Below are 22,994 nucleotides of genomic sequence, written 5' to 3'. Positions count from 1 at the left end.
TCTTTTTCAAAATATGCAAATCTGACGTCAGCTCACAGGACGCGACCGCAGGTATAGATAGAGCGGCAATCCACAACTGACACCGATGCAATAAATCGTGGGAATGGCGATCAGTGCCGACCAGTTCCGGCGCACAGCGACCTCGGCAATGATCCAGATCGTCAGCGTCACGGCTGCAATGGTCAGGTCCCATGTGAGACCCGTCGTGGAATCGTTAACATACCATGCGTCGATCAACGCCCCGAGGCTCCAGTCATTCGCGGCCATGTACGACATGAAATAATACATCGGATGGATCGTGCCCCAGACCGCGAGCGCGAGGTACACGTAACGCATGTTGGGCATCAGAAACGCGCTCCGACGGTGACGGGACCGGTTTGCACGGTCACACCGGTTGAGGTGCGAATACCGTCTGACCCTATTGTGACCGTGTTGGACACAGACGGACGGATCGGATCGCCGTCAGCACCACATGCCGCCAGTGCGAAGAGTGAGATTGTAATACATACCCGGATCATGCCAAAGCGTCCTTCCAACGGGCCACTTGCTCGCGGACCCGTACCGGCGCTGTGCCGCCATAGCTGGTGCGGCTGGCAACCGAGTTGTGGACGCCAAGCACATCAAACACAGCCGCCGTGATACCGGCATGTACGGATTGCATGTCGTCTAGGCTCAGATCGGGCAAATCGCAGTCCTTCTGTTCCGCCATCGCCACCAGTGATCCGGTGACGTGGTGCGCATCGCGGAAAGGTAGGTCAAGTTCGCGAACAAGCCAGTCGGCCAGATCCGTTGCCGTGCTGAACCCGGCGGATGCGGCGGCTTCCAGCGCCGGCTGGTTGGCGCTCATGTCCTTGACCATGCCCTCCATCGCGGCGAGTGCGAGCATCCAGTTGTCAGCCGCATCAAAGACCTGTTCCTTGTCTTCCTGCATGTCCTTGGAATACGCGAGCGGCAGGCCCTTCATCACCATCATCAACGCAACGTTCGCCCCGAAGATGCGCCCGATCTTGGCGCGGATCAGTTCTGCCGCGTCCGGGTTTTTCTTTTGCGGCATGATCGACGACCCGGTCGAAAATCGGTCAGACAGGGTGACAAAGCGGAATTGGGCCGAGGACCAGATGACCAGCTCTTCGGCAAAGCGGCTCAGGTGCATCGCGCTGATGCTGGCGACACTCAGGAATTCAAGCGCAAAGTCCCGGTCGCTGACGGCATCAAGCGAATTGGCCATCGGGCAGTCAAAGCCCAGCGCGGTGGCCGTCATGTCGCGGTCAATCGGGAACGATGTGCCCGCAAGCGCAGCCGCGCCCAAAGGCGATTCGTTCATGCGTTTCCGCGCATCCTGAACCCGCGACAAATCACGCGCGAACATTTCGACATAGGCCATCATGTGATGACCCCATGTGACCGGCTGCGCGGTTTGCAGATGGGTGAAACCCGGCATGACCCAATCCGCGCCCGAGTCGGCTTGCGCCACCAAGGCGCGCATCAGCGCTTTCAAACCCGCCTCGGCAGCATCCAGTTGATCGCGCACCCAAAGACGGAAGTCCGTCGCAACCTGATCATTGCGCGACCGGCCCGTATGCAAACGGCCCGCCGGTTCGCCGATCACCTCTTTCAGACGCGCTTCGACGTTCATGTGAATGTCTTCCAGCGCGGTTGAGAACGCGAAATCACCTGTTTCAATCTCTGACAATACGGTGAGCAAGCCTTCCCGCATCGCCTCTGCATCGCTAGGTGTAACAATGCCTTTGGCCGCGAGCATTGCGGCGTGGGCCCTTGAACCGGCGATGTCCTGTGCCGCCATGCGTTTGTCGAACCCGATGGAAGCGTTGATCGCCTCCATGATCGCATCGGGTCCGGCGGCAAAACGGCCGCCCCACATTTGGTTCGAGGATTTGTCGGACATGTCTAACCCCTTCGGAGGGAAAATGAAGAAAACGCTTGCCGCCATCCTCTATACGGGCCTCGTGACGCTTGCAAATCCCGCTCTGGCCGATCTGTCCGCCGCCGAAGCGATGCGCGAAGGCGATATGAAAAAACTGGTGTTCCACAGTGAGGCGCAAGCCGCTGGCACGGCAGAGTTCACCACGTTTGACGGTGAACCGCTGTCGCTGTCCGAATACTCCGACAAATGGGTCTTGCTGAACTTCTGGGCCACATGGTGTGCACCTTGCCGCAAGGAAATGCCCATGCTGTCGGAATTGCAGACCGAGTTTGGCGGGGACGATTTTGCTGTTGTCACTATCGCCACGGGCCGCAATCCACCGCCCGCGATGAAGACATTCTTTGAAGAGATCGGTGTCGAAAACCTGCCGCTCTACCGGGATCCCAAATCCGCGCTGGCGCGGGAAATGGGTGTGCTTGGCCTGCCCATCACGGTGATCCTGAACCCCGAAGGTGACGAAGTTGCACGGATGCGGGGCGATGCCGACTGGGCATCGGACAACGCCAAGGACATTCTGCGCACCATTCTGGGGCGACCGACGGCTGGATAAATCATTGCGAAAAGCTTTCGCAGGAACTTGGATGTGGCCCCCGCCACAGACTGGCACGCAGCACTTCACCTCAGATCAGAGTTGTAGCTGCAAAGTCGCGCCCCCACGCGTGCCGTATGTCTTAGTTGCCAAGCTCCTGCGCAGCAGCTGGTGATGTCCCTTGCGCCACTTTGCCGGAAAACCGGCTACCCGTGAGCAAAAAGAGAGAATGGACATGGTCGGAGACCGGACGCATGGACATCACCTGTATTCGAGCCCCCGCCCGACAGGTTTGTATTTGTCAGAAATGTGGCGCGGTTCAAAGCAATTTGCCTTGTTCGGCCGATTTCGTCGCCGCCGCCGAAACAGTTGGCGCTCCGCCTGCCAACTGTCCCGTGTCACGGGCCGATGCTGCCCCAATTGAGGCATTTTTGCGCGCGCCGTGATGGCAGCCTTCGGGGAATCAAACGTGACGCGGAGCGCAGTGTTTATGCGAAGCCCTTGCGCCCAATACTGACGTAGGCAAGAAAGCCAGCGTCTTTGGCAACCTCGGCGTTGTAGATATTGCGCAGGTCGGCCATTGCCGCACGAGACATGGACCCCGCGATTTGCGGCAGGTCAAGCGCTCGGAATTCGTTCCATTCGGTCAGCAGGACCAATAGGTCGGCCCCCTGAACGGCAGCGTAAGGGTCATCCACCCAATCCACACCCGGCAACAGGGCTTCGCCTTCGTGCTGGCCCTGCGGATCACACACGCGTACCTTGGCACCACCGCCCACCAGGGCCGGCACAATGGTCAGTGACGGCGCATCGCGCATGTCATCCGTGTTCGGCTTGAAGGTCACGCCAAGCACCGCAATCGTCTTGCCATTGAAAGACCCGTCACACAGATCCTGCAACTTGTCGATCATGCGACGCTTGATCGAGTCGTTGACGGTAATCACCGCTTCGGTGATGTACATCGGGCTGGCGTGTTCCTGACCGATGCGCGCCAGTGCTTTGGTGTCTTTCGGAAAACACGACCCGCCATAGCCCGGCCCCGCATGCAGGAACTTGTTGCCGATGCGGTTGTCCATGCCCATGCCCTTGGACACCTGTTTCACGTCGGCACCCACCTTTTCGCACAGGGCTGCGATTTCGTTGATGAAAGTGATCTTCGTCGCCAGAAACGCGTTGGCGGCATATTTGATCATTTCAGCCGATTCGAGGTCGGTTGTGACAATCGGGAAATCGCGCAGGTAGAGCGGGCGATAAATATCCGACATCACCTGCGCCGCGCGATCGGTTTCGACACCTACGACAACACGGTCAGGTTTCATGAAATCATCAATGGCCGCGCCTTCGCGCAGGAATTCGGGGTTCGACGCCACATCGAAATCCAGATCGGGATTGGCTGCCGCCACAACCTCGCGCACCTTCCGATTTGTGCCGACAGGCACGGTCGATTTGGTCACGATCACCACATAGTCCTTGGCCGCCTTCGCGATCTCTTCGGCGGCCGCCATCACATAGGTGAGGTCCGCATGACCGTCACCGCGGCGTGTGGGTGTGCCAACGGCGATAAACACGGCTTCGGCACCATCAACAGCCGCCGCCAGATCGCGGGTGAACGCAAGCCGTCCGGCCTCGACGTTCTTGGCCATCAACGTATCGAGACCCGGCTCGTAAATCGGCACCTCGCCGCGTTCGAGCATGTCGATCTTGCGCTGATCCTTGTCGACGCACACAACGTTATGACCGAAGTCCGAGAAACACACACCCGAGACAAGGCCGACATACCCGGTCCCAATCATCGCAATCTTCATGGCACTGCCCTTTTGTTGTTGGTGACGTTTTGCGCCGACCGTGTGTTTCGGTCAACTCTGCCCGGTGCACCCCCCAAAAGAAAAGGGCGCGCTGTGGCAGCACGCCCTACTTCAAAATCATGAACGGTCGATTTACGAACCGGAGCCTTCCATCTCGGGACCGACAGACACGAGATACGCGTACACGTCTTCCATGCCCTTGCGCAGACGGTACGACATCTTGGAGCGCGCGCCTTTATCATCAAGGTAAGTCGCCAGGAATTTCTTGGGGTCCTGAACGTACTCCACAAATGTCTCTTCGTCCCAGACCAGACCCGCTTCGCCTGCCGCAACAAGGCTGTCGCCGTAGCGGAAATCTTCCTGCGTGCCAGCCTGACGGCCGATGATGCCGTACAAGTTCGGACCAGTGCGCCCACCTTTTACGATCTCGGTGCCATCATCTGCCACAATCATGTGACAGGACTTGCACTTGTTGTATTCCTTTGCGCCCGCCTCTGCGTCGCCTTCTGCAAATGCCGCGCCAGCAAACGCGATAGCTGTGGCTGCGGTTGCGATCATTAGCTTCATGTCGAACTCCTTTTGCGTGTTCGGATATACAGTAACGTACACCCTTCCCATAAACCAATGGGAATCCTTCTGCATCCACCTCACCTATGGCGAATGACCCTCGTGTCAAGCAACCTCATGCGCAATTGCGCATTGTTTCCAAAGCGTTGCGAGCGCCCGAACCAAATGTTCAATATCTGCGTCAGTGTGAAGCGGACCCGGCGTAAAGCGCAGGCGTTCGGTCCCTTTGGGCACCGTCGGATAGTTGATCGGCTGCACGTAGATTCCGTAATCCTGCATCAGGATATCGGCCAGCATCCGGCATTTGACCGGGTCCTTGATCATCACCGGGATGATGTGGCTGGCGTTGTCGATATGCGGGATGCCCATGGCGTCCAGGCGCTGCCGCAAGCGCGCTACCTGTGCTTTTTGATTGTCGCGTTCGACGCTGCTTTCCTTCAAGTGCTGGATTGACGTCCGCGCCGCCGCCGCCACCGCTGGGGGAAGCGCCGTGGTAAAAATAAAGCCCGACGCAAAGGATCGCACGAAGTCGCACATCGCCTCAGAGCCGGTGATGTAGCCGCCCATCACGCCAAACGCCTTGCCCAGCGTGCCCTCGATCAGCGTGATGCGATCCGCCAGCCCTTCGCGTTCCGACACGCCACCACCGCGCGGGCCGTACATGCCAACGGCATGCACCTCATCCAGATAGGTCAGCGCGCCGTGCTTTTCGGCGACTTCCACGATCTCTTTCATCGGGCAGATGTCGCCATCCATCGAATAGACCGATTCGAACGCCACGATCTTGGTGGCATTCGACGGTAATGCCGCCAGCTTGCGATCCAGATCTTCGGGATCGTTGTGCTTCCAGATCACCTTGTTACACCGCGCATGACGAATGCCTTCGATCATTGACGCGTGGTTCAATTCGTCCGACAGGATCACCGCATCCGGCAGGCGCGACCCAAGCGTCGACAGCGCCGCCCAGTTGGACACGTAGCCAGAGGTGAACAACAACGCGCTTTCCTTGCGGTGCAGATCGGCAAGCTCTGCCTCCAGCAGTTTGTGCTGGTGGTTGGTGCCCGAGATGTTCCGCGTGCCGCCCGCACCGCAGCCATTCTCGGCAACAGCGTCCTGCATGGACTTGATCACCTTGGGGTGCTGACCCATGCCCAGATAGTCATTGGAACACCAGACCGTCACCTCATCCGGGCAATCGTCGTCATGGCTGACGGCCTTTGGAAAGGCGCCACATTTGCGCTCAAGCTCGGCAAAGATGCGATAGTTCCCCTCTTCTTTCAGGGTGTCGAGCTGGGCGTTGAACAGGCTGTCAAAGTCCATGGGCGTCCTCCGTTCGTCTTAGTGTCTTGTCGTTTTGTTGTGGTTTGGGCGCGGGCAACATCCAGCGCCAGAGTTTCTCGTCGGGCAGCGGCAACACCATGAACCAATGCTCAAGCAGTGCGAGCGCGGTCATGGCCGCCAAAAGCGCAAACCCAACCACCTCACCTTGCGTGGTCGCCGAGTTAATCCGCTCCAGCCAGCAGGCGACGGCAAAGGTCAGCGCCGTGATCGAAATCGGAAAAAGCCAGTTCATCTTGGCATAGCGAAAATGGCTGGGCAGATGCGCCAAGGGGGCTGGCAGAAATTCGGTGTTGATCTTGGGAACCCCCAGAAACAGGTTCAGCTTGGCCGACACGCGGGCAAAGAACAGCACTGCGAAGGTCCAGAACCCAAACGTGTTCTCGGCCCCATGCGTGTATAGCCAAACGCAGGCCAGCGTCGTCGCCAACAGGATCTCGTGATAGGCAATCGTGCCCCAGGCGCGAATGAACCGCTCCCATTCAGGCACTCCATCACGGCACACAAGGCGGTTCGGACCCGTGATTGTCCCGGTCAGAAACGCAAGTTCGATCCAACCCCAGAGCGCAAGCGCCGCCAGAAACGCGTGGTAAGCGGCGGCCGCATCTGACCCATCGGCGCTGGCCGAAATGCCGTAGACGCCAAGCAGGAAGACCGGGAATGTGGCCATGGTCAGGATCTGACCAAAACGAAACCCCCGCCGATCGGCGAGTTTCACGACCATGAGGATCGCCCCGGTGGAAAACCACCAGAGAAACAGCGCCACAAGGGCCGCGATCCATGGGTCATTCAACACGCGCTTTTTGTCCTTCCTCTTGCTTCAAATACCCTTGGGGGTGTGGGGGCAAAGCCCCCACTTGGTCGCCGCCCAAAGGCGGCGAAACCAAATCAGTAAGACGGCACCAACCGCGTCACGGCAGGCACTTTGTGCTTCTTCACCGGGATGAAGTAGAGCGACACGAAATAGGACGCGGCCGTCGCAGCGCCGGCCCATTCCTTGAGCTTTCCGCCCAAACCACCCTGCTTTTTGCCCCCGGCAATCTGCACATTGGCCCGCTGCAACCGCTCCAGCGTGGGCTGCCAACGGGGATGATCAATGTCCAACGAGATCGGGAAGATCTGCTTGGTCAGTTCCGACGTCTTGGTGAACACCTCATGCGCATACCAATCCGGGTCGACGCCCAACGCTTTGTGGAACGCAGGTCGCTGGTGGTCGCGGACATACATCGTGGCGTAGACAGCCGTGAGGAAGAACTTGATCCAATAGACATTGCGTCCCTGGGTCAGTTTCGGGTCCGTCTTCATCAGCAAGGCAAACGCTTCACCATGGCTGAACTCGTCATTGCACCACTCTTCGAACCACTTGAAGATCGGGTGGAAGCGGTGCTCCGGGTTCGCCTCAAGATGGCGGAAGATCGTGATGTAGCGGGCATAGCCAATCTTCTCGGACAGGTAGGTCGCATAATAGATGAACTTGGGTCGGAAGTAGGTATACTTCTTCGACTGGGTCAGGAACCCAAGGTTCACCCGCAGACCCGCTTCACGCAGGGCGTCGTTGATGAACCCGGCATGGCGGGCCTCATCACGGGCCATCAGTTGAAACAACTGCGTGATGTCCTTGTTGTTCCCACGGCGCTTCATCTCTTTGTAAAGAACACAGCCCGAGAATTCGGCGGTGCAACTCGAAATGAGGAAGTCGATGAATTCCTTCTTCAACTCCGGCTCCATGTTCTCCCAATCAACATGGTCCCAGTCTTCGTTCTTTTTGAAGTGGCCCTTGTTTGGGTCCGCTTCCATCTGGGCGATCAGCTCGTCCCATTCGGCGCGGATACCGTCGACATTGATGGCATCAAGCTCATCAAAATCGGTGGTGTAGAACCGCGGGGTCAACAGCGTGTTCGCCATCGCGGTTTCGGTTGCGAAATCATCGTCGTACTTCGCCTGTTCCTCTTGGATGGCGAGACCTTCTTCGACAGATGTCGCGTCAGCGGTGTGTTTTCCCATGTAGGCGTTCATAGCGTCACCTCTTCAGAGAAGGAGAACTCGCAAAGCTCCAACACTTCGAAATCACCGGTCATGCGCGTCCAAAGCTGTTCCAGCTTGGAGGCGCGCACGATGATCGCTTCGCGATCTTCCGATACGACCTCTCCGAACGGGGCCATGATCTCGGGTCCTTGGACCTTCACCTCGTCACCGGGGTAGATCACCGCACCGTTGTTAAAACGCACATGCGCATGAAGGCTCTCGAAACAGTGGCTGATTTCCACTGTGCAGGGGGCCTTTTCGATTTCTTTGGTCAACAATCCCATGTTGGTTCCCTTTCGATTATTTCAGCAGTCTGGCGAAGGCTGCTGAGTTGTCGGCGCCGAACCCCATGAGGTCGGCCCCCCATCCGGTGCTTGGATCAAAGATCTCAAGCCGGTTATTCTCGCGTGCGCGGATGATCACGGGACCATCCAAAGCGACACGCGCCTTGGTGCGTTCGCGTTGCAGAACGCGCCACATGCCCGAGAGAAACCCTCCCTCTTCGGGGCTGTATTCCGCGACCAGCGTGCGGTCTTCGGAAAAAACTATTGCTGATCCGCTCATATCGCCCTCAAGAAAGAGGGTCTTCTCAATCACCACGGGGCTGTCCGGCGCGGTGTATTGCACCGGTGCGTCCACCCAGCGGTAAAGGCTGACCATGATCAGGCAGATCATCACCATCGCGAACATGGCGCGCACCATCATGCGCGGAACAAGGTCCTTGTCCGGGGCGTGAATGCGGGGTTTGTCAACTATGTTGGTTTGCATCACGCCCCCTATTCCGCTGCAACAGCGCTTGGCGCTGCCTGTGTCCGCGCAACCTGCGGCATGGTCACGCGTGCTTGTGCAGCTTCGGAAATCATGGCGGCGATCTTTTCTGCGTCCGGAATGCAGCGCAGCGCGGGTTGCGTCGGAGAGATCTTCCAGGGGCGCACATGGGGCCAGCAGACAAGATAGCTGATCCGCGTTTTGCCCATCAGATCAAAGGCAATCGTCCCGGTTCCGGATTTACGCAGATCCAGATTGGCATTGGCGATCTGCGTATAGGGCAGGTTGAGCGTCACCGTGAGCGCCGCCCCGATGCGCATCGCAACGCGGCGGTTGGTGACCGTATAGACCGTGTAATAGGCCTGCGCCCAGGCAATCGCGATCAGGATCGCACAGACGATCCCCCCAAGGATGAGAAAGGGAACGGAGGCCACAATCGCCTCGCGCAGGGGCATCAGGTCCATGACGGACACAAACCGCCACGCCGCAAGAAACACGAAATATCCGGCCACCCAAAGAACGTTCAGCGATTCCTTGGACAAGGCCCACCATTCTGGTTTGCCCTGCCACAGGATCACCTCCCCCTCGGGAGGTGCCTCTGGCAAGCCTTTGACCGGCTCTACTTGGAAGTCATCATGTGACATTGCGGTTCCCCTAAGTCGTTTGGCGTGATCGGATCAGATCTGTGGCTCCAGTCGATCCTTGCTCGCGTAGAGCGTGCCGCCGCCGTAGTAGGCGCTGACCTTTTCTTCTTCGAGCTTGGTGATTTGTTGAGCTGCAGCGAGCTGTGGAACACCGGCGAAATGCTCCCCAAAGATCGAGCGGATCTTCACGCGGTTGCCCCAGATGCGGGTAAAGGTGATTGGCACAAGGCGCGATCCGGCGCCGTATTCCGCATCAAGTTCGATTTCGAGATAGCGCACCATCTGTTCCGGCTCGTCGATCCACATATCGCTGATTTTGCCGACGATGGCACCGTCCCCGGCGACAACCGGCAAACCGCGCGGGTCACGACCGGCGGACACACGGAAGCTGTCGCTGCCGGACATCGGAATGATCTTCGGGTGACCGTGGCCATCAAGCTCTGGTTCATCCCGGCGCGGGGCCCAGCTTGCCGGTCCAACGCCGTCGGCCAAGGGATCCCCCACCGGATCAAACGGAAACCCGCCGCTGTCGAACTCCTTGGTCAGCTTGGAGTCGATGTCGCCCCGCTCGGGTGTCTGACCTGACGGCACCGTGTATTCGCCACGGCCATGGGGCAGTTTGAACGTCTTGTCTGCGGGGTTCGGAAACACCCCGCCTGCGTCGGCCACGGTCCCGTCTTCATCAAGAAGCGGATAGCCTTCGCGCTGGTTCTCGCGCTGGATCCAGATCACGAGTCCAACGAAGAAAATGAAAAACAACCAGAGCGCAATGCTCGCGAGGTCGAGGTTTCCAATGATATAGTCTTCAGTCATTCGGGTATCCTCCTTGAGGGGCCTTGATCATGTTGGGAAATCGGCAAGGCCCAGCCCTGTCGTTTTTCGAGTGGATGCGGTGATGCGTCGGCTTTGGTTGATCAGACGGCCCAGAACGATGAGCGTCGCAAACAAAAGCGCGATTTCGATGTGGTAGACGACGGAATAGCCGGTGGTCGGCGTTTGCAGGGCGTCTCCCCATGCGCCGGACATGGCGATCATGTTGAAACTGTCGCGTGTTGCGCCGCCAATCAGGGTCGACAAACCCGCCGCTGTGGCTTGCGCCGCACCCCAAGCGCCCAGCGCGAGGCCGCGACCGGCAAGCCCGTCTGCGGGCAGTGTCATGGCAGCTGTCAGGGTTGAGATGGCAAAGTATCCTCCGCCAAACCCGATGAGACCGGCACCGGTAAAGAACAGGACCGTGCTGTTCATCGGGCCGGAAAAGATCACCGTGCTGAAGGCGACGACTCCGGCAAGCAGACCCACAGAGGCCATGCGATACGTGTTGCCGCCATTGGACAGAACACGCGCGGCCAGAGCGAACCCCGCCAATGCGCCCGCAGCCCAGGTTGCGGTGAGGAGCGTTGTCGCCGAAACGCTAAGTCCAAGGATTTCGCCACCGTAAGGTTCAAGCAGAACATCCTGCATGTTGAACGCCATTGTTCCCAGAAAGACGACCGCCAACAGACGGCCCGCTGTGCCTCCATGGGTCAGATCGTTCCAAGCATCTTTGAATGACGGCTGCGGCGCATCGCGCTCTTCCTTCGACATCGGACGCACGCGCTCTTGTTTCCAAAGCGCGATGACGTTGAGGACAACGGTCACAACCGCGCAGCCCTGGATCACGCTGATCAGCAGAACACCCGAGAAGTCGCGCAGCAGCCAACCGATCACGATGGCCGACACACCCATGCCGATCAGGAACATCACGTACAGCAGCGCCACAACGCGCGGCCGGGTTTCATCCGTGGCGCGATCTGCGGCAAGCGCAAGACCAGCCGTCTGGGTCATGTGCATGCCAAAGCCTGTCATGATGAAGGCTAGCGCGGCCAACACTTCACCCGCAAACGGGATGTCGTGTGTGACGTCACCGCCGAGCACCAAGAGGCAGGCGGGCATGACGGCAAGGCCACCGAACTGCCAAAGCGTGCCGAACCAGAGATACGGAATACGCTTCCACCCAATGGCAGAGCGGTAATTGTCGGACTTGAACCCAAGCAGCGCGCGGAACGGCGCAATCAGAACCGGAAGCGCCACCATGATCGCAACCAGCGTGGCAGGCACGCTCAGTTCGACAATCATCACGCGGTTCAGGGTGCCCAGCAACATGACACCCGCCATACCGACGGAAATCTGGAACAGCGCCAGCCGCAACAGTTGGCCCAAAGGCAAATCGTCAGACGCCGCGTCCGAGAACGGAAGCAGTCGCGTGCCGAGATTTTTGACCTGAGAGCGCGTGACGATCATGGGCGGAACTCCAGTGCCTGGCTGATGTAGAAGCCGGAATTGACGCGGCCCAAATCGTTGAGTTGCCCAATGTCAGAGACTGTTTTGCGCAGGCGAGATGGCCCATGCGGGATCATCGTGGGGGAGCGGTCCGACTTCGGGAAAGCCTTGCCCGCGTACCACATGCCCATGAGCAATGGCGTGCGCGGTGCGACGGTAAAGGCGACTGATCCGCTCGTGCGTGCGCCAAGATTGTCAAGCGCGCGGCGAATGTCGTCTTCTGTGTAGTAGATCAGGCTGTCCATCGCGATGACATGGTCAAACGCGCCATGGTCGGCAGAAAGCATATCGCCACTGGCGAATGTCACGCGGGGCTTGAGGGTGTTTGGCAAGCGGTCTGCTGCGATCTTCACCAGCGATGGTGAAATGTCGACCGCCACCACATCGGCCCCGCGCATTGCGAGCTCATGCGTCATCTGCCCAGCGCCACAACCGGCATCGAGAACGCGCACGCCGTTCAGATCGGCGGGCAGCGCCGACAACAGCTTGTCGCGCATCTGAGCCCGGCCCTTGCGGACGGTTTCGCGAATGCGGCTGACCGGCGCGTCTGATGTCAGACGTTCCCAGACCTTGGTGGCCGTGCGGTCGAAATAGTGTTCGACCCGGTCGCGTGTCAGTTCGTAGGTCACTTAATCGAACCCCAGCAATTCAAAGATGTCGCGGTCTTCCAGCGGCTTCGGCGTCATGCCTTCGGTGCCTTTCAGCAATGTCTCGGCAAGACGCACGTATTCCTTGCGCGCCAGAACGATGTCTTCCTCGTCGGGCATTTCGAACAGCGTCTTTTTCTTGAGCCGCGAGCGACGGATCGCGTCGTAATCGGGCATGTGCGCAAGACGTTTGAACCCGACTGTATCGCAATAGCGATCCACCTCGTTCGTGTCCTTGGACCGGTTCGCGACACAGCCCGCAAGGCGCACCTTGTAGTTGGCTGATTTCGCCTGAACGGCAGCAATGATCCGGTTCATCGCGTAAATGCTGTCGAAATCATTGGCCGTTACGATGACCGCGCGATCCGCGTGCTGCAGCGGAGCAGCGAACCCACCGCAGACGACATCACCCAGCACGTCGAACAGAACAACATCGGTGTCTTCGAGCAGGTGGTGCTGCTTCAGCAGTTTCACGGTCTGGCCCACCACATAGCCGCCACAGCCTGTGCCCGCAGGGGGACCGCCCGCTTCGATACATTTCACGCCGTTGAACCCATCGGCCATGAAATCTTCAGGGCGAAGTTCTTCAGCGTGGAAATCGACCTCTTTCAGGATGTCGATCACGGTCGGTTGTAGCTGGCCTGTCAGCGTAAACGTGCTGTCGTGTTTGGGGTCGCAACCGATCTGCAACACGCGCTTACCCAGCTTGGAAAACGCGGCGGATAGGTTGGACGAGGTGGTCGATTTGCCGATCCCGCCCTTGCCGTAGACCGCGAACACCTGCGCGCCTTCGATCTTCATCGAATTGTCCTGATGGACCTGAACAGAACCGTCGCCGTCCTGACCTTTCAGAACAGGCGGCGCGGGCAGGCCACGGGCCTCGAGTCCAGCGGCTTCGCGCAAGGCTGCGCGGGCGGCGGGGGGGCTTTTGGCGTCAAGTGGGCTCATGTCAGGCTCCAATACATGTCGTTAGCGCGCTCATTCGGCTGCGATCCCCTCAAGGCGATCTTCGAGCGCGTCGGCGGCGTCTTGCAGCGCGGCCAGGGTATCGGCGTCGGGCTGCCAATAATTGCGGTCGTGCGCTTCCAGCAGGCGGTTCGCCATGCGGCTGGAGGCGGTCGGGTTCAGGTCAGCAAGGCGGGCGCGCATGTCTTCGTCGAGGACAAACGTCTCGCTCAGGCGTTGATAGACCCAGGGTTCAACTTTGCCGGTCGTCGCGGACCAGCCCATCGTGTTGGTGACTTGCGCCTCGATCTGGCGGACACCTTCGGCCCCGTGCTTGAGCATCCCTTCGAACCATTTGGGGTTCAGGCTGCGAGACCGGGTTTCAAGCGCGACCTGATCCTGTAACGTGCGGATCTTGCCGTTGCCGCGTGTGGTGTCGGAGATGTAAATCGCCGCCTCTTGTCCCCCGCGGGCGCGTTTCACGGCGCGGGAAATGCCGCCGAGCGTGTCGAAATAGTGGTCTACCGTGGTGACACCCAGTTCGACGGATTCAAGGTTCTGGTAGGCGACATCGACGGTCTTCAGCGTATCCTGCAAAAGCGCGGCGTTCGCCACGGCTTTGCCATTCACGCCATAGGCAAACGACTTGCGCGCCTCGTAGGCGTCAGCGAGTTCGTCTTCGTCGCCGAACGCAGAGCTGTCGACCAACGCATTGACGTTCGCGCCATAGGCACCCTCGGCGTTGGAGAACACGCGCAATGCGGCGGTTTCCAGATCAACACCGTTTTCCTGCGCATAGACCCAGGCGTGAGCTCGGATGTAGTTCAGTTCTAGAGGCTCATCCGCCTCGGCGGCTTTCTTGGCGGCTTCGGCCAGCATGCGGGTCTGCAACGGCAGAAGATCGCGGAAAATACCCGAGAGCGTCATGACGACGTCGATGCGTGGACGACCCAGTTCTTCGAGCGGGATCAGGTCTGCACCAGAGATACGACCAAAGCTGTCAAAGCGCGGCTTCGCGCCGATCAGGGCAAGCGCCTGTGCCAATGGTGCGCCGTCGGATTTGATGTTGTCGGACCCCCAAAGCACCAGCGCAACGGTGCGCGGCAAGGTGTCGTGAGTTTCAAGCAACAACTCCGCCTGCTTTGCCCCATCGCGGCAGGCATATTCTGTGGGCATGCGGAACGGATCGAACGCGTGGATGTTGCGGCCCGTGGGCAGAACATCGGTTGAGCGGATGAGGTCGCCGCCCGGCACCGGCGCAATGTAGCGCCCGTCCAAGGCGTTCATTAAGGCGCCCAGTTCGGTTTCCTGCTGCAACAGCGCATCGACCTTGGCGCGCGTGTCATCATCGGCGTCTTTGATCAGCTTCAGATAGTCTGCACGGGCATCATCGCTAAAGGTTTTGCCGACGATGTGCAGACCATCCGGGATCAAAGCGTCTTCGGTTTCAAGCAGCTTGAGCCACAGCGCGTCGGGCGTGGTGCCGTCCATGTCCACCGCTTCGGCCTGTTCGGCGATAAGCGTCTCTAACTTGGCCCGTTCCGTGTCTGCCGGGTCAAGCGACCGCCAGCGGGTCAGGCTGTCTTTCAGCTCTTGCAGGCCTTTGTAGAGACCGGATTGCGCCAGCGGCGGGGTCAGGTGTGTGACGGTGACCGCACCAGACCGACGCTTGGCCAGCGAGGCCTCGGACGGGTTGTTCGATGCGTACAGATACACATTCGGCATCTCGCCGATCAACCGATCCGGCCAGTCACGTGCACCCAATCCGGCCTGTTTGCCGGGCATGAATTCAAGCGCGCCGTGCATGCCGAAATGCAGGACCACATCAGCGCAGAACGTGTTGCGCATCCATTGGTAGAACTGAACAAAGGCATGCGTCGGGGCGAAGCCCTTCTCAAAAAGCAGGCGCATCGGGTCGCCTTCATAGCCGAAGGTGGGCTGCACGCCGACGAATACCTTACCGAACTGCGCGCCAAGTACGAACACGCCACGTCCGTCAGACTGAATTTTACCGGGGGCCGGGCCCCAGACGGCTTCAATGGCTTTCAAAGGCGGCGTGCTGCGCACAATCTCGTCCGCGCTCACATGGGCGGCCACATTGGCCTCTTGGCCGTATTGCTTGGCATTGCCTTCAAGAACAGCTGCGCGCAGGGCATCGACGGTTTCAGGTGGATCGAGGTCGTAGCCTTCGGCCTTCATCTGGTGCAGCGTGTTATAGAGCGACTCAAACACGCTCAGATACGCAGCCGTGCCAACAGCGCCGGCATTGGGCGGAAAGCCAAAGAGGACAATTCCGACATTCTTCTCCGCGTTTTCCTTGCGGCGCAGGGTGGCCTGACGCAGCGCTTTCTCGGCAAGGCTGTCAATGCGTTCGCGGCAAGGGGCCATCGCCTTGCTGGTCGTGTCGCACGGGCATTGGTACTGGCAACCATTGCAGCCTTCGGGGCCATGACGACCGCCGAACACGGTCGGGCAGGTCGCGCCATCCAATTCCGGCAATGCGATGAGCATCGTGGTTTCAATCGGGCCAAGCCCCTGATCCCCATCAGCCCATTGACCAAGGGTCTGGAACTCAAGCGGGTGTGCGGCGATATAAGGCACGTCCAGGCTCTGAAGCACCTCAACCGCCGCATCGCTGTCGTTATAGGCGGGACCGCCGACAAGGCTGAACCCGGTCAGAGACACCATCGCATCAATACGTGGGCCCTCTTCGGTCTGGAAAAATGCGTTGATCGCGGGGCGGCCATCAAGACCACCGGCGAAGGCGGGAAGGACGGCGATGCCTTTGGCTTCGAACGCGCGGATGACGGCGTCGTAATGGGCAGTGTCGTTTGCCAGCACGTATGACCGCATCATCAAGAGACCGACGGTCACTTTCACCTCAGCCGGGCGCGGCACGTCGGCGATGTCTGTGGTGATGCGTTGCGGCAGATCGGGGTGATACAAAGCCACATCCGGGTATTCGATAGGCGCGTCGGCAACCGCACCAAGCCATTCTTCCCGACCTTTGGCATATTTTCCCAGCAGGTAGCGGACCATCTGTTCGATGTTGTCGTCAGAGCCGCCCAGCCAGTATTGCATGACGAGAAACCAGGACCGCAGATCCTGCGCCTTGCCCGGCACCATCTTCAAGAGACCCGGCAAGCGACGCAGTTGCTGCATCCGCTTTTCACCTTTTTCGACCTCTGACTCGGTCGATTTGGGTTTGAGCGATTTGAGCAGCTTCATCAGACCCGAGGCAGGTTTGCTCATGTCGAGCTTGCCCAGCTTGGTCAATTTGATGATCTGTGCGTCGGCAATCACGCCGATCATGCCATCCACACGGCCCCGCACGGCATGCAAATCGTCCATGATCGGGGCGATGTGTTCTTCCAAAAACAGCAGGTTCGCGACGATCATGTCGGCGTCTGAAATGGCTTTCTTGGTCTCGACCAGCGCTTCGGGTGTTTCTGCCCATTCGGCAGCGGCGTGAACCGTCACGCTCAACCCCGGAAAATCCTTAGCAAGGTTCAACGACGCCCGCGCCACGGGACCAGCGGCGTGGCTGTCCAGCGTGATGATGGCGATGTTATACGCCCGGGCCTCATTGAAACTATCGCGCATAATGGGCTTTCGCTTCGTAAAGGGTGTCGACGCTGATTTCCTGCACGCCGCGTTCGGACGCGAAGGTTTCGGTGTTGCGCTTGGCCTTGCCGCGCACGAAGAACGGGATTTTCTTCAGCTCTTTTTCGGCGGCAGGCAGCCAGACAATCTCGACCGGGCCGGTGTTCACCTGTGCGGGTTCAGGTGTAACAGTCCCTGTTTCCGACGGTTCCTTGATGCCCATCTCGCGCAGCTTGGCCTTGTGGCCGTGGTGGCTGGCACCGGCGTCGTCGTGGAATTCGAAATCTTCGCGGAACATGGTGAGCAAGTGCTCTTCCAGACCCATGACCAGCGGATGCACCCAGGTGTCAAAGATGACGTTTGCGCCTTCGATGCCCATCTGCGGGCTGTAACGCGCTGGGAAGTCCTGCACATGCACGGGCGCGGAAATGACCGCGCAGGGGATGCCCAGACGCTTGCCGATATGACGCTCCATCTGGGTGCCGAGGATCATCTCGGGGGCCAGTTCCTCGATCCGGCGTTCGACTTCGAGGTAATCGTCTGTGATCAGCGCATCGACGCCATAGTCCGTGGCGAGACCGCGCAGCATCCGGGCCTGTTCGCGGTTGTAGCAGCCCATGCCGACCACCTCGAACCCCATCTCATCGCGGGCAATACGGGCGCAGGCGGCGACGTGGGTTCCGTCACCGAACAGGAAGACGCGCTTGCCCGTCAGGTAGGTGCTGTCGACGCTGGCCGAGTACCACGGCATCCGCAGGCGGCTGTCGTCCAGAACAGGCTCTACATCGGCGATTTGAGCGACTTCCTTGACGAAATCACGGGTCGCGCCGACGCCGATTGGCACGGTTTTGGTGTAGGGCTGGCCAAACTCGCGCTCCATGTAGCGGGCGGCGGTTTCGGCCGTTTCAGGGTACATGAGCACGTTGAAATGCGCCTGACCCAGCTTGGCGATGTCGGACGGGGACGCGGGCATCGGGGCCACGACGTTCACCTCGATCCCCATATCCATCAGAAGGCCGGTCACTTCGACAATGTCATCGCGGTGGCGGAAGCCGAGGCCGGTGGGACCAATCAGGTTCGCCGTGACGCGCGCGGTCTTTTCCATCGGCGTCGCAAGGGCTTTGACGATTTGATAAAACGTCTCATCCGCGCCGAAGTTTTCCTTGCGCTGATAGCTGGGCAGTTCGAGCGGAATGGCCGGGATCGGCAGGCCAAGTGTTTCGGCCAGACCGCCGGGATCGTCCTGGATCAGTTCAGCCGTGCAGGACGCTCCGACGATCATCGCTTCGGGTTTGAAGCGCTCGTAGGCAGCGGTGGCGGCGTCCTTGAACAGATACGCGGTGTCAGCCCCCAGATCGCGGGCCTGAAAGGTTGTGTAGGTCACCGGCGGGCGGTGGTTGCGCCGTTCGATCATGGTGAAAAGCAGATCGGCATACGTGTCACCCTGCGGCGCGTGCAGCACGTAGTGCATGTCCTTCATGCCGGTGGCGACACGCATCGCGCCGACATGCGGCGGACCTTCGTATGTCCAGACGGTGAGTTTCATTCTGCCGCCTCCAGTTTCAGGAGGTCGCGGCGGCGCACGGGGCGGGAGAAGAGGCCGGCGAGGTCGCCCGCCTGTTCGTAGAAATGCACAGGCGTGAAGACGAGTTCGATGGCCCATTTGGTGGTCAGGCCTTCGGCCTCTAGCGGGTTGGCAAGGCCAAGGCCGCACACGGTCAGGTCAGGCCGTGCGTCGCGGCAGCGGTCGAGTTGTTTGTCGACATCCTGCCCTTCGGCGATGGTTGGGCCTTCGGCCAGCAGGTCGAGGTCAGCCGCCATAACAGCGCGGTGGATGAAAGGCGAACCAACTTCAACGGCGTCCATGCCACATTCGCGGGTCAGGAAACGGGCCAGCGGGATTTCCAACTGGCTGTCGGGGAAGAAGAACACCGATTTGCCGCGCAGCGCTTCGGATGCTTGGGCCACGGCTTTTCGGGCACGTGCGCGGGGGGCGTCTGTCACTTCGGCAAATTTCGCGTCCGATACGCCGAACTGATCGGCAATCGCGCGGAGCCATGCGGTTGTGCCTTCTTCGCCGAAGGGGAAGGGCGCTGCGATGTGTTGCGCGTGGCGGCGCTGTAGCGCTTCGTGCGTGTCGGTCAGGAATGGCTGTGTCAGCGCGTAGAGGGTGTTTGGCCCGATCCCATACTCATCATTCACGCGCGACGCAGGCAGAACACGGATCGGGCCGATGCCCATCGCCTCCAAGAGACCAACGGCCTGTTCCTCGACAACATCGGGCAGCGCGCCAACGAGCAGCAACTCCCGCGCGTCCGTCTTCGGCATAACCGGGACCATCGCGGCGAGACACGCGTCTTCGCCCTGGGTGAAGGTCGTCTCGATACCGGAGCCAGAATAGCTCAACACCCGCACGTTCGGCGCGAATTGCGCGCTCATGCGTTCGGCGGCGGTGGCGAGGTCAAGCTTGATCACCTCGGAGGGGCACGACCCGACAATGAACAGTTGTTTGATGTCAGGGCGACGTTCCAGCAATTCGCTGACAACCCGATCCAACTCTTGCTGCGCGTCGGCCATGCCGGCCAAATCGGTTTCTTCCAAAATGGCCGTCGCAAAGCGCGGTTCGGCAAAGATCATTACGCCAGCGGCGGATTGCAGAAGGTGCGCACAGGTGCGGCTTCCGACAACAAGGAAGAACGCATCCTGCATCTTGCGGTGCAGCCAGATGATGCCCGTCAGGCCGCAGAAGACCTCGTGCTGACCGCGCTGTTTGAGCACGGGCGTGTCCGAGCAACCACGGGAGGGGGGAGGCGAGAATTGTTCGGTCATGCCGGTGCCTCGTCCGTCAGAGAGGTATCAGCCGCCTGCAACCGTGCAACGCGCAGTTTCCAGAGGAACTGCCCGGCGTTGATCACGTAAGCGGCGTAAGCCGCGAGCGCGAGCCACATTTCCTCGGTCGGAGAAAGCGCGCTTGTGAACAGCGCCCAGACATACGCCAGATGCAATGCGATCACGAGAAACGAAAACACGTCTTCCCAGAAGAATGCAGGCGCAAAGAGGTACTGGCCGAAGACGACCTTTTCCCAAATGGCACCGGTCACCATGATGGTGAGCAGAAACAGCGTCTTGATCAGGATTGAGATGGTTGCGGCGTCGTACCCAACCCCGGTCCAGAGATACCGCAGCACAAGCACCAAAGAGACGAGAAAAACAAGAAATTGCACAGGGGCCAGAACGCCTTGAATGACGGTCCAAACGCTGTTGTCACGGCGCGCGCGCTGTTCCTCGGTATAGAGAAACACCGGCTTTTGTGGTGCGCGATGCGGTCCGGTCATGTGTGCGATTCCGTTGTTGTCCCTGAAAAAGTATCGCTGGCTGAGCCCAAGTGTCAACTAAAACTTACACTTGTGAACCACGGGCGCACCGCATCTGAATTTGGTGGCTGATTCTCTATTTTCGCCTGTTTTTCGCAGTTTTCGCGCGATTTTGGCGTATATAGATCGTTGAAAGAAAAGCGTTCCGCAAGTTGCATGTCAATTCTCTTTGACATTGAGCCGCAGGGGTCGGACAATAAACTGTCTGATCTACCTGACATTTGTCCGGTGATTTCGGAAAAGAGGCTTGCTATGGCGAACGACCATTCAGACGACCGCACCATCACTGACGAATACCGCCCCGATGTTTCGGCGCTGGCGTCGACGGTCATATCCGTTCTCAACGACAAAGGGGACGAAGGCACACGCACAATCCGCAACAGCGTGGTGCTCAAACTTGTCGACGGGGTTTTGCGGCCGGGACCCTTTGATCCGGAGGCTTTGCTGGACGATCTGCGCGACAGCCGGATCAGCGCGGATCAGATCGTGGACATTTACATCCCGCAAACCGCGCACGAACTGGGCGCGATGTGGGTGGATGACATCATCGGGTTTGCGAAAGTCACGATTGCGACGGCCCGCCTGCAGGGCCTTTTGACGCTTCTTGCGCCGCCATGGTCGGCCAAACCATCGGAATCCGCCAATGACACGAACGTCTTGCTGATCCTTCAGGGGGACGACAGCCACACGCTTGGCCCGCATGTTGCCACCGCGCAAATGCGCCGGATGGGGGCCTCTGTGCGGATCCTGTTTGGTGCCTCATCTGCAAAAATTGTCCAGGCATTGTCAGATGAAGGCTACGATATGGCTCTATTTTCTGGCTCAAGGCCCGATGCTCTTGCAAAAATCGCCAAGTTGGTTAAACGCATAAGAGCCGGAATATTGGCGCCGCCACCCCTGGTTCTGGGCGGGATTGTTTTGAACCTTGCGGATGGTGTCAAAGAAAAGACTGACGTCGATCTGGTTACAAATGACGTGAAGGTTGCTCTCAAGCTTTGCGAAAACAAGAAAACCAGAAATAGGTCGTTAGCACGTTAGATGAATAGTAGTGGGTCCAGTTTCTGGAGTAGTGGTTCCGTCCCGTTGATCGACGCGGGCGTTCTGTCCAGTATTATCGCTGTTGCCTCTGACATTGCGCTTGTTGTTGGCCGGGACGGCGTGATCCTGTCTGTCCTGGTGAATCCGAACGAAACCTCGTTTGGCAAACTGGGTCACTGGGAAGGTCGTCCGCTGACGAAGTTCCTGACCGAAGAGAGTATTCCCAAGGTTGATGCTGTGATGAAAACGATGGCGTCCGGCGCATTGCCGTCGCGGTCGATTGAGCTGAATCACTCCGACAATGCGATCTGGGAATTCCCGATCCGCTATAGCTTCCACCCCTTCGGATCAGACGGATCGTTCCTGATGCTGGGCCGCGACCTGCGTCCGATTGCAGAGACTCAACAGCAATTGGTTCAGGCACAGATGTCGCTGGAGCAGGGATACGAAGCGCGCCGCGAGTTTGACGCGCGGTATCGTCTGCTGCTGCGCACGGTGCATGACGCGATTATCTTTATCTCGGTGAGCGACGGTAAGATCAAAGACGTCAATGATCCCGCAGCCATGCTGTTGGGATCTACCCGCGAAGATCTGATTGGATCGTCGTTTGCACAGGAATTCCGGGACAAACGCCGCGAAGAGTTTATCGAAGCGCTGATCAACGAAGCCATTTCCGAAAACAACACCGGTCTGGAAGTTCAGTCGCGCCGTGGCCGCCAGAGAATCGTGGTCGCCCCAAGCGTATTCCGCGCCGCCGGGGAACGCATCCTGATCTGCCGGTTGACCACGTCCGACGCCAACCCGGCTCGGATGGACAATCTCAGCACCAATCTGGCCTCGGTTTTTGAAAAAGGGTCGGATGCCATCGTGTTCACGTCGGTGCGCGGGATCATCGAGGTTTGCAACGATGCGTTTCTCGATCTTGTCGATGCCGCACATGCGGTCGATGTTCGGGGGCGCAGCCTGTCGGATTTCCTGGGGCGCGGTCAGATCGACTTGAGTGTTCTGGTAGAGAACGCCCGCCGTACCGGACAGATGCGGATGTATTCGACCAAGTTGCTGAACGATTTCGGGGCCAAGACCCCTGTTGAGATGTCGGTGACCTTCCTTGAAAACCACAGTGAACCTGAACTTGGTTTCGTCATCCGCGACATCAGCCGCGTTGATGCAATGCGCAAGGCACAGGTGCAAACAAGCGAAGAATCAAACCGCAATGTGATGGAGCTTGTCGGCTCGGCCACGTTGAAAGAAATCGTCGCGGAAACCACCGATGTGGTCGAAAAGATGTGCATCGAAACGGCTGTCAGCCTGACCCGGAACAACCGGGTGGCGGCGGCGGAAATGCTCGGGCTGTCGCGCCAAAGCTTGTACGTCAAGCTGCGCAAATATGGCCTGTTGAACAAGGATGGCGACGGGAACTGACGCCGTCGCCGATCCTGTCGGATAC

Annotated in this window: 21 protein-coding genes; 3 read left to right on the top strand and 18 right to left on the bottom strand. The window is 59.2% G+C overall.

Annotated elements, in window-relative coordinates:
* Nucleotides 1-27: 27 nt before the first annotated feature.
* The gene (locus MWU54_RS14895) at nucleotides 28-345 is read right to left on the bottom strand and encodes a DUF2834 domain-containing protein (protein WP_247085262.1); all 318 of its coding nucleotides are present in this window, start codon (nucleotides 343-345) and stop codon (nucleotides 28-30) included.
* A gap of 169 nt (nucleotides 346-514) precedes the next feature.
* A complete protein-coding gene (gene argH / locus MWU54_RS14890; RefSeq protein ID WP_247085260.1) occupies nucleotides 515-1,906 on the bottom strand; it encodes an argininosuccinate lyase in 1,392 nt (463 codons plus the stop codon).
* A 22-nt stretch (nucleotides 1,907-1,928) separates the two neighbouring features.
* Here argH and MWU54_RS14885 point away from each other — a divergent pair, with 22 nt between their 5' ends.
* Entirely contained in the window at nucleotides 1,929-2,495 is a 567-nt protein-coding gene (locus MWU54_RS14885; RefSeq protein ID WP_247085258.1) for a TlpA disulfide reductase family protein, read from the top strand.
* Nucleotides 2,496-2,962: 467 nt separating this feature from the next.
* Here MWU54_RS14885 and MWU54_RS14880 read toward each other — a convergent pair whose 3' ends face one another.
* The 16 genes from MWU54_RS14880 to bchF form a co-directional block, all read right to left on the bottom strand.
* Nucleotides 2,963-4,279, bottom strand: a complete 1,317-nt coding sequence (locus MWU54_RS14880) for a UDP-glucose/GDP-mannose dehydrogenase family protein (RefSeq protein WP_247085256.1) — start codon at nucleotides 4,277-4,279, stop codon at nucleotides 2,963-2,965.
* Between the two features lie 132 nt (nucleotides 4,280-4,411).
* Entirely contained in the window at nucleotides 4,412-4,846 is a 435-nt protein-coding gene (locus tag MWU54_RS14875) for a cytochrome C (RefSeq protein WP_247085254.1), read from the bottom strand.
* Nucleotides 4,847-4,951: 105 nt separating this feature from the next.
* Nucleotides 4,952-6,166: a 5-aminolevulinate synthase gene (gene hemA, locus MWU54_RS14870; RefSeq protein WP_247085252.1), complete on the bottom strand. Its 1,215-nt coding sequence runs from the start codon at nucleotides 6,164-6,166 to the stop codon at nucleotides 4,952-4,954.
* Nucleotides 6,156-6,980, bottom strand: a complete 825-nt coding sequence (gene puhE / locus MWU54_RS14865; RefSeq protein ID WP_247085250.1) for a putative photosynthetic complex assembly protein PuhE — start codon at nucleotides 6,978-6,980, stop codon at nucleotides 6,156-6,158. The genes hemA and puhE overlap by 11 nt, the downstream gene beginning before the upstream one ends.
* A gap of 92 nt (nucleotides 6,981-7,072) precedes the next feature.
* Nucleotides 7,073-8,188 carry a magnesium-protoporphyrin IX monomethyl ester (oxidative) cyclase gene (gene acsF / locus MWU54_RS14860; RefSeq protein WP_247085248.1) on the bottom strand — a complete coding sequence of 372 codons (1,116 nt, stop codon included), beginning with the start codon at nucleotides 8,186-8,188 and terminating at the stop codon, nucleotides 7,073-7,075.
* An 8-nt stretch (nucleotides 8,189-8,196) separates the two neighbouring features.
* On the bottom strand, nucleotides 8,197-8,493 hold the full coding sequence (locus MWU54_RS14855) for a hypothetical protein (RefSeq protein ID WP_247085246.1): 297 nt from the start codon (nucleotides 8,491-8,493) through the stop codon (nucleotides 8,197-8,199).
* A 16-nt stretch (nucleotides 8,494-8,509) separates the two neighbouring features.
* Complete coding sequence (gene puhC, locus MWU54_RS14850; protein WP_247085244.1) at nucleotides 8,510-8,977, bottom strand: photosynthetic complex assembly protein PuhC; 468 nt, start codon at nucleotides 8,975-8,977, stop codon at nucleotides 8,510-8,512.
* Nucleotides 8,978-8,985: 8 nt separating this feature from the next.
* Nucleotides 8,986-9,621: a photosynthetic complex putative assembly protein PuhB gene (puhB, locus tag MWU54_RS14845; RefSeq protein WP_247085242.1), complete on the bottom strand. Its 636-nt coding sequence runs from the start codon at nucleotides 9,619-9,621 to the stop codon at nucleotides 8,986-8,988.
* Nucleotides 9,622-9,654: 33 nt separating this feature from the next.
* Entirely contained in the window at nucleotides 9,655-10,434 is a 780-nt protein-coding gene (puhA, locus tag MWU54_RS14840) for a photosynthetic reaction center subunit H (protein WP_247085240.1), read from the bottom strand.
* Between the two features lie 27 nt (nucleotides 10,435-10,461).
* Complete coding sequence (locus MWU54_RS14835) at nucleotides 10,462-11,901, bottom strand: PucC family protein (RefSeq protein WP_247085238.1); 1,440 nt, start codon at nucleotides 11,899-11,901, stop codon at nucleotides 10,462-10,464.
* Complete coding sequence (gene bchM / locus MWU54_RS14830) at nucleotides 11,898-12,569, bottom strand: magnesium protoporphyrin IX methyltransferase (RefSeq protein WP_247085236.1); 672 nt, start codon at nucleotides 12,567-12,569, stop codon at nucleotides 11,898-11,900. The genes MWU54_RS14835 and bchM overlap by 4 nt, the downstream gene beginning before the upstream one ends.
* A complete protein-coding gene (gene bchL / locus MWU54_RS14825; RefSeq protein ID WP_247085449.1) occupies nucleotides 12,570-13,388 on the bottom strand; it encodes a ferredoxin:protochlorophyllide reductase (ATP-dependent) iron-sulfur ATP-binding protein in 819 nt (272 codons plus the stop codon).
* 177 nt (nucleotides 13,389-13,565) lie between these two features.
* A complete protein-coding gene (locus tag MWU54_RS14820) occupies nucleotides 13,566-17,135 on the bottom strand; it encodes a magnesium chelatase subunit H (RefSeq protein WP_247085233.1) in 3,570 nt (1,189 codons plus the stop codon).
* On the bottom strand, nucleotides 17,125-18,681 hold the full coding sequence (gene bchB, locus MWU54_RS14815) for a ferredoxin:protochlorophyllide reductase (ATP-dependent) subunit B (protein ID WP_247085231.1): 1,557 nt from the start codon (nucleotides 18,679-18,681) through the stop codon (nucleotides 17,125-17,127). Before bchB ends, MWU54_RS14820 begins: the two co-directional genes overlap by 11 nt.
* A complete protein-coding gene (locus MWU54_RS14810; protein WP_247085229.1) occupies nucleotides 18,678-19,964 on the bottom strand; it encodes a ferredoxin:protochlorophyllide reductase (ATP-dependent) subunit N in 1,287 nt (428 codons plus the stop codon). The genes bchB and MWU54_RS14810 overlap by 4 nt, the downstream gene beginning before the upstream one ends.
* Nucleotides 19,961-20,470 (bottom strand): 2-vinyl bacteriochlorophyllide hydratase, encoded by a 510-nt coding sequence (gene bchF, locus MWU54_RS14805; RefSeq protein WP_247085227.1) that lies wholly within the window; start codon nucleotides 20,468-20,470, stop codon nucleotides 19,961-19,963. Before bchF ends, MWU54_RS14810 begins: the two co-directional genes overlap by 4 nt.
* 291 nt (nucleotides 20,471-20,761) lie before the next feature.
* On the opposite strand from bchF, the gene MWU54_RS14800 reads away from it, so the two are divergent.
* Both MWU54_RS14800 and ppsR read left to right on the top strand, forming a co-directional pair.
* Nucleotides 20,762-21,547 carry a cobalamin B12-binding domain-containing protein gene (locus tag MWU54_RS14800; protein WP_247085225.1) on the top strand — a complete coding sequence of 262 codons (786 nt, stop codon included), beginning with the start codon at nucleotides 20,762-20,764 and terminating at the stop codon, nucleotides 21,545-21,547.
* The gene (gene ppsR, locus MWU54_RS14795) at nucleotides 21,548-22,969 is read left to right on the top strand and encodes a transcriptional regulator PpsR (RefSeq protein WP_247085223.1); all 1,422 of its coding nucleotides are present in this window, start codon (nucleotides 21,548-21,550) and stop codon (nucleotides 22,967-22,969) included.
* The last annotated feature ends 25 nt before the right edge of the window (nucleotides 22,970-22,994 follow it).

The organism is Marivita sp. S6314, assembly GCF_023015985.1.
GTDB lineage: Bacteria > Pseudomonadota > Alphaproteobacteria > Rhodobacterales > Rhodobacteraceae > Marivita.
Note: the sequence above shows the minus strand (reverse complement) of the source record. Positions and strands in the feature narration are given on the sequence as shown.

Bases quoted from the DNA above. Each gene is read 5' to 3' on its own strand.
- MWU54_RS14855 (WP_247085246.1), bottom strand. From the start codon at position 8,493: ATGGGATTGTTGACCAAAGAAATCGAAAAGGCCCCCTGCACAGTGGAA.
- MWU54_RS14835 (WP_247085238.1), bottom strand. From the start codon at position 11,901: ATGATCGTCACGCGCTCTCAGGTCAAAAATCTCGGCACGCGACTGCTT.
- bchF (WP_247085227.1), bottom strand. From the start codon at position 20,470: ATGACCGGACCGCATCGCGCACCACAAAAGCCGGTGTTTCTCTATACC.
- MWU54_RS14820 (WP_247085233.1), bottom strand. From the start codon at position 17,135: ATGCGCGATAGTTTCAATGAGGCCCGGGCGTATAACATCGCCATCATC.
- bchL (WP_247085449.1), bottom strand. From the start codon at position 13,388: ATGAAGATCGAAGGCGCGCAGGTGTTCGCGGTCTACGGCAAGGGCGGG.
- MWU54_RS14895 (WP_247085262.1), bottom strand. From the start codon at position 345: ATGCCCAACATGCGTTACGTGTACCTCGCGCTCGCGGTCTGGGGCACG.
- hemA (WP_247085252.1), bottom strand. From the start codon at position 6,166: ATGGACTTTGACAGCCTGTTCAACGCCCAGCTCGACACCCTGAAAGAA.
- acsF (WP_247085248.1), bottom strand. From the start codon at position 8,188: ATGGGAAAACACACCGCTGACGCGACATCTGTCGAAGAAGGTCTCGCC.
- MWU54_RS14885 (WP_247085258.1), top strand. From the start codon at position 1,929: ATGAAGAAAACGCTTGCCGCCATCCTCTATACGGGCCTCGTGACGCTT.
- ppsR (WP_247085223.1), top strand. From the start codon at position 21,548: ATGAATAGTAGTGGGTCCAGTTTCTGGAGTAGTGGTTCCGTCCCGTTG.
- argH (WP_247085260.1), bottom strand. From the start codon at position 1,906: ATGTCCGACAAATCCTCGAACCAAATGTGGGGCGGCCGTTTTGCCGCC.
- MWU54_RS14800 (WP_247085225.1), top strand. From the start codon at position 20,762: ATGGCGAACGACCATTCAGACGACCGCACCATCACTGACGAATACCGC.
- puhA (WP_247085240.1), bottom strand. From the start codon at position 10,434: ATGACTGAAGACTATATCATTGGAAACCTCGACCTCGCGAGCATTGCG.
- MWU54_RS14880 (WP_247085256.1), bottom strand. From the start codon at position 4,279: ATGAAGATTGCGATGATTGGGACCGGGTATGTCGGCCTTGTCTCGGGT.
- MWU54_RS14875 (WP_247085254.1), bottom strand. From the start codon at position 4,846: ATGAAGCTAATGATCGCAACCGCAGCCACAGCTATCGCGTTTGCTGGC.
- bchB (WP_247085231.1), bottom strand. From the start codon at position 18,681: ATGAAACTCACCGTCTGGACATACGAAGGTCCGCCGCATGTCGGCGCG.
- puhB (WP_247085242.1), bottom strand. From the start codon at position 9,621: ATGTCACATGATGACTTCCAAGTAGAGCCGGTCAAAGGCTTGCCAGAG.
- MWU54_RS14810 (WP_247085229.1), bottom strand. From the start codon at position 19,964: ATGACCGAACAATTCTCGCCTCCCCCCTCCCGTGGTTGCTCGGACACG.
- puhC (WP_247085244.1), bottom strand. From the start codon at position 8,977: ATGCAAACCAACATAGTTGACAAACCCCGCATTCACGCCCCGGACAAG.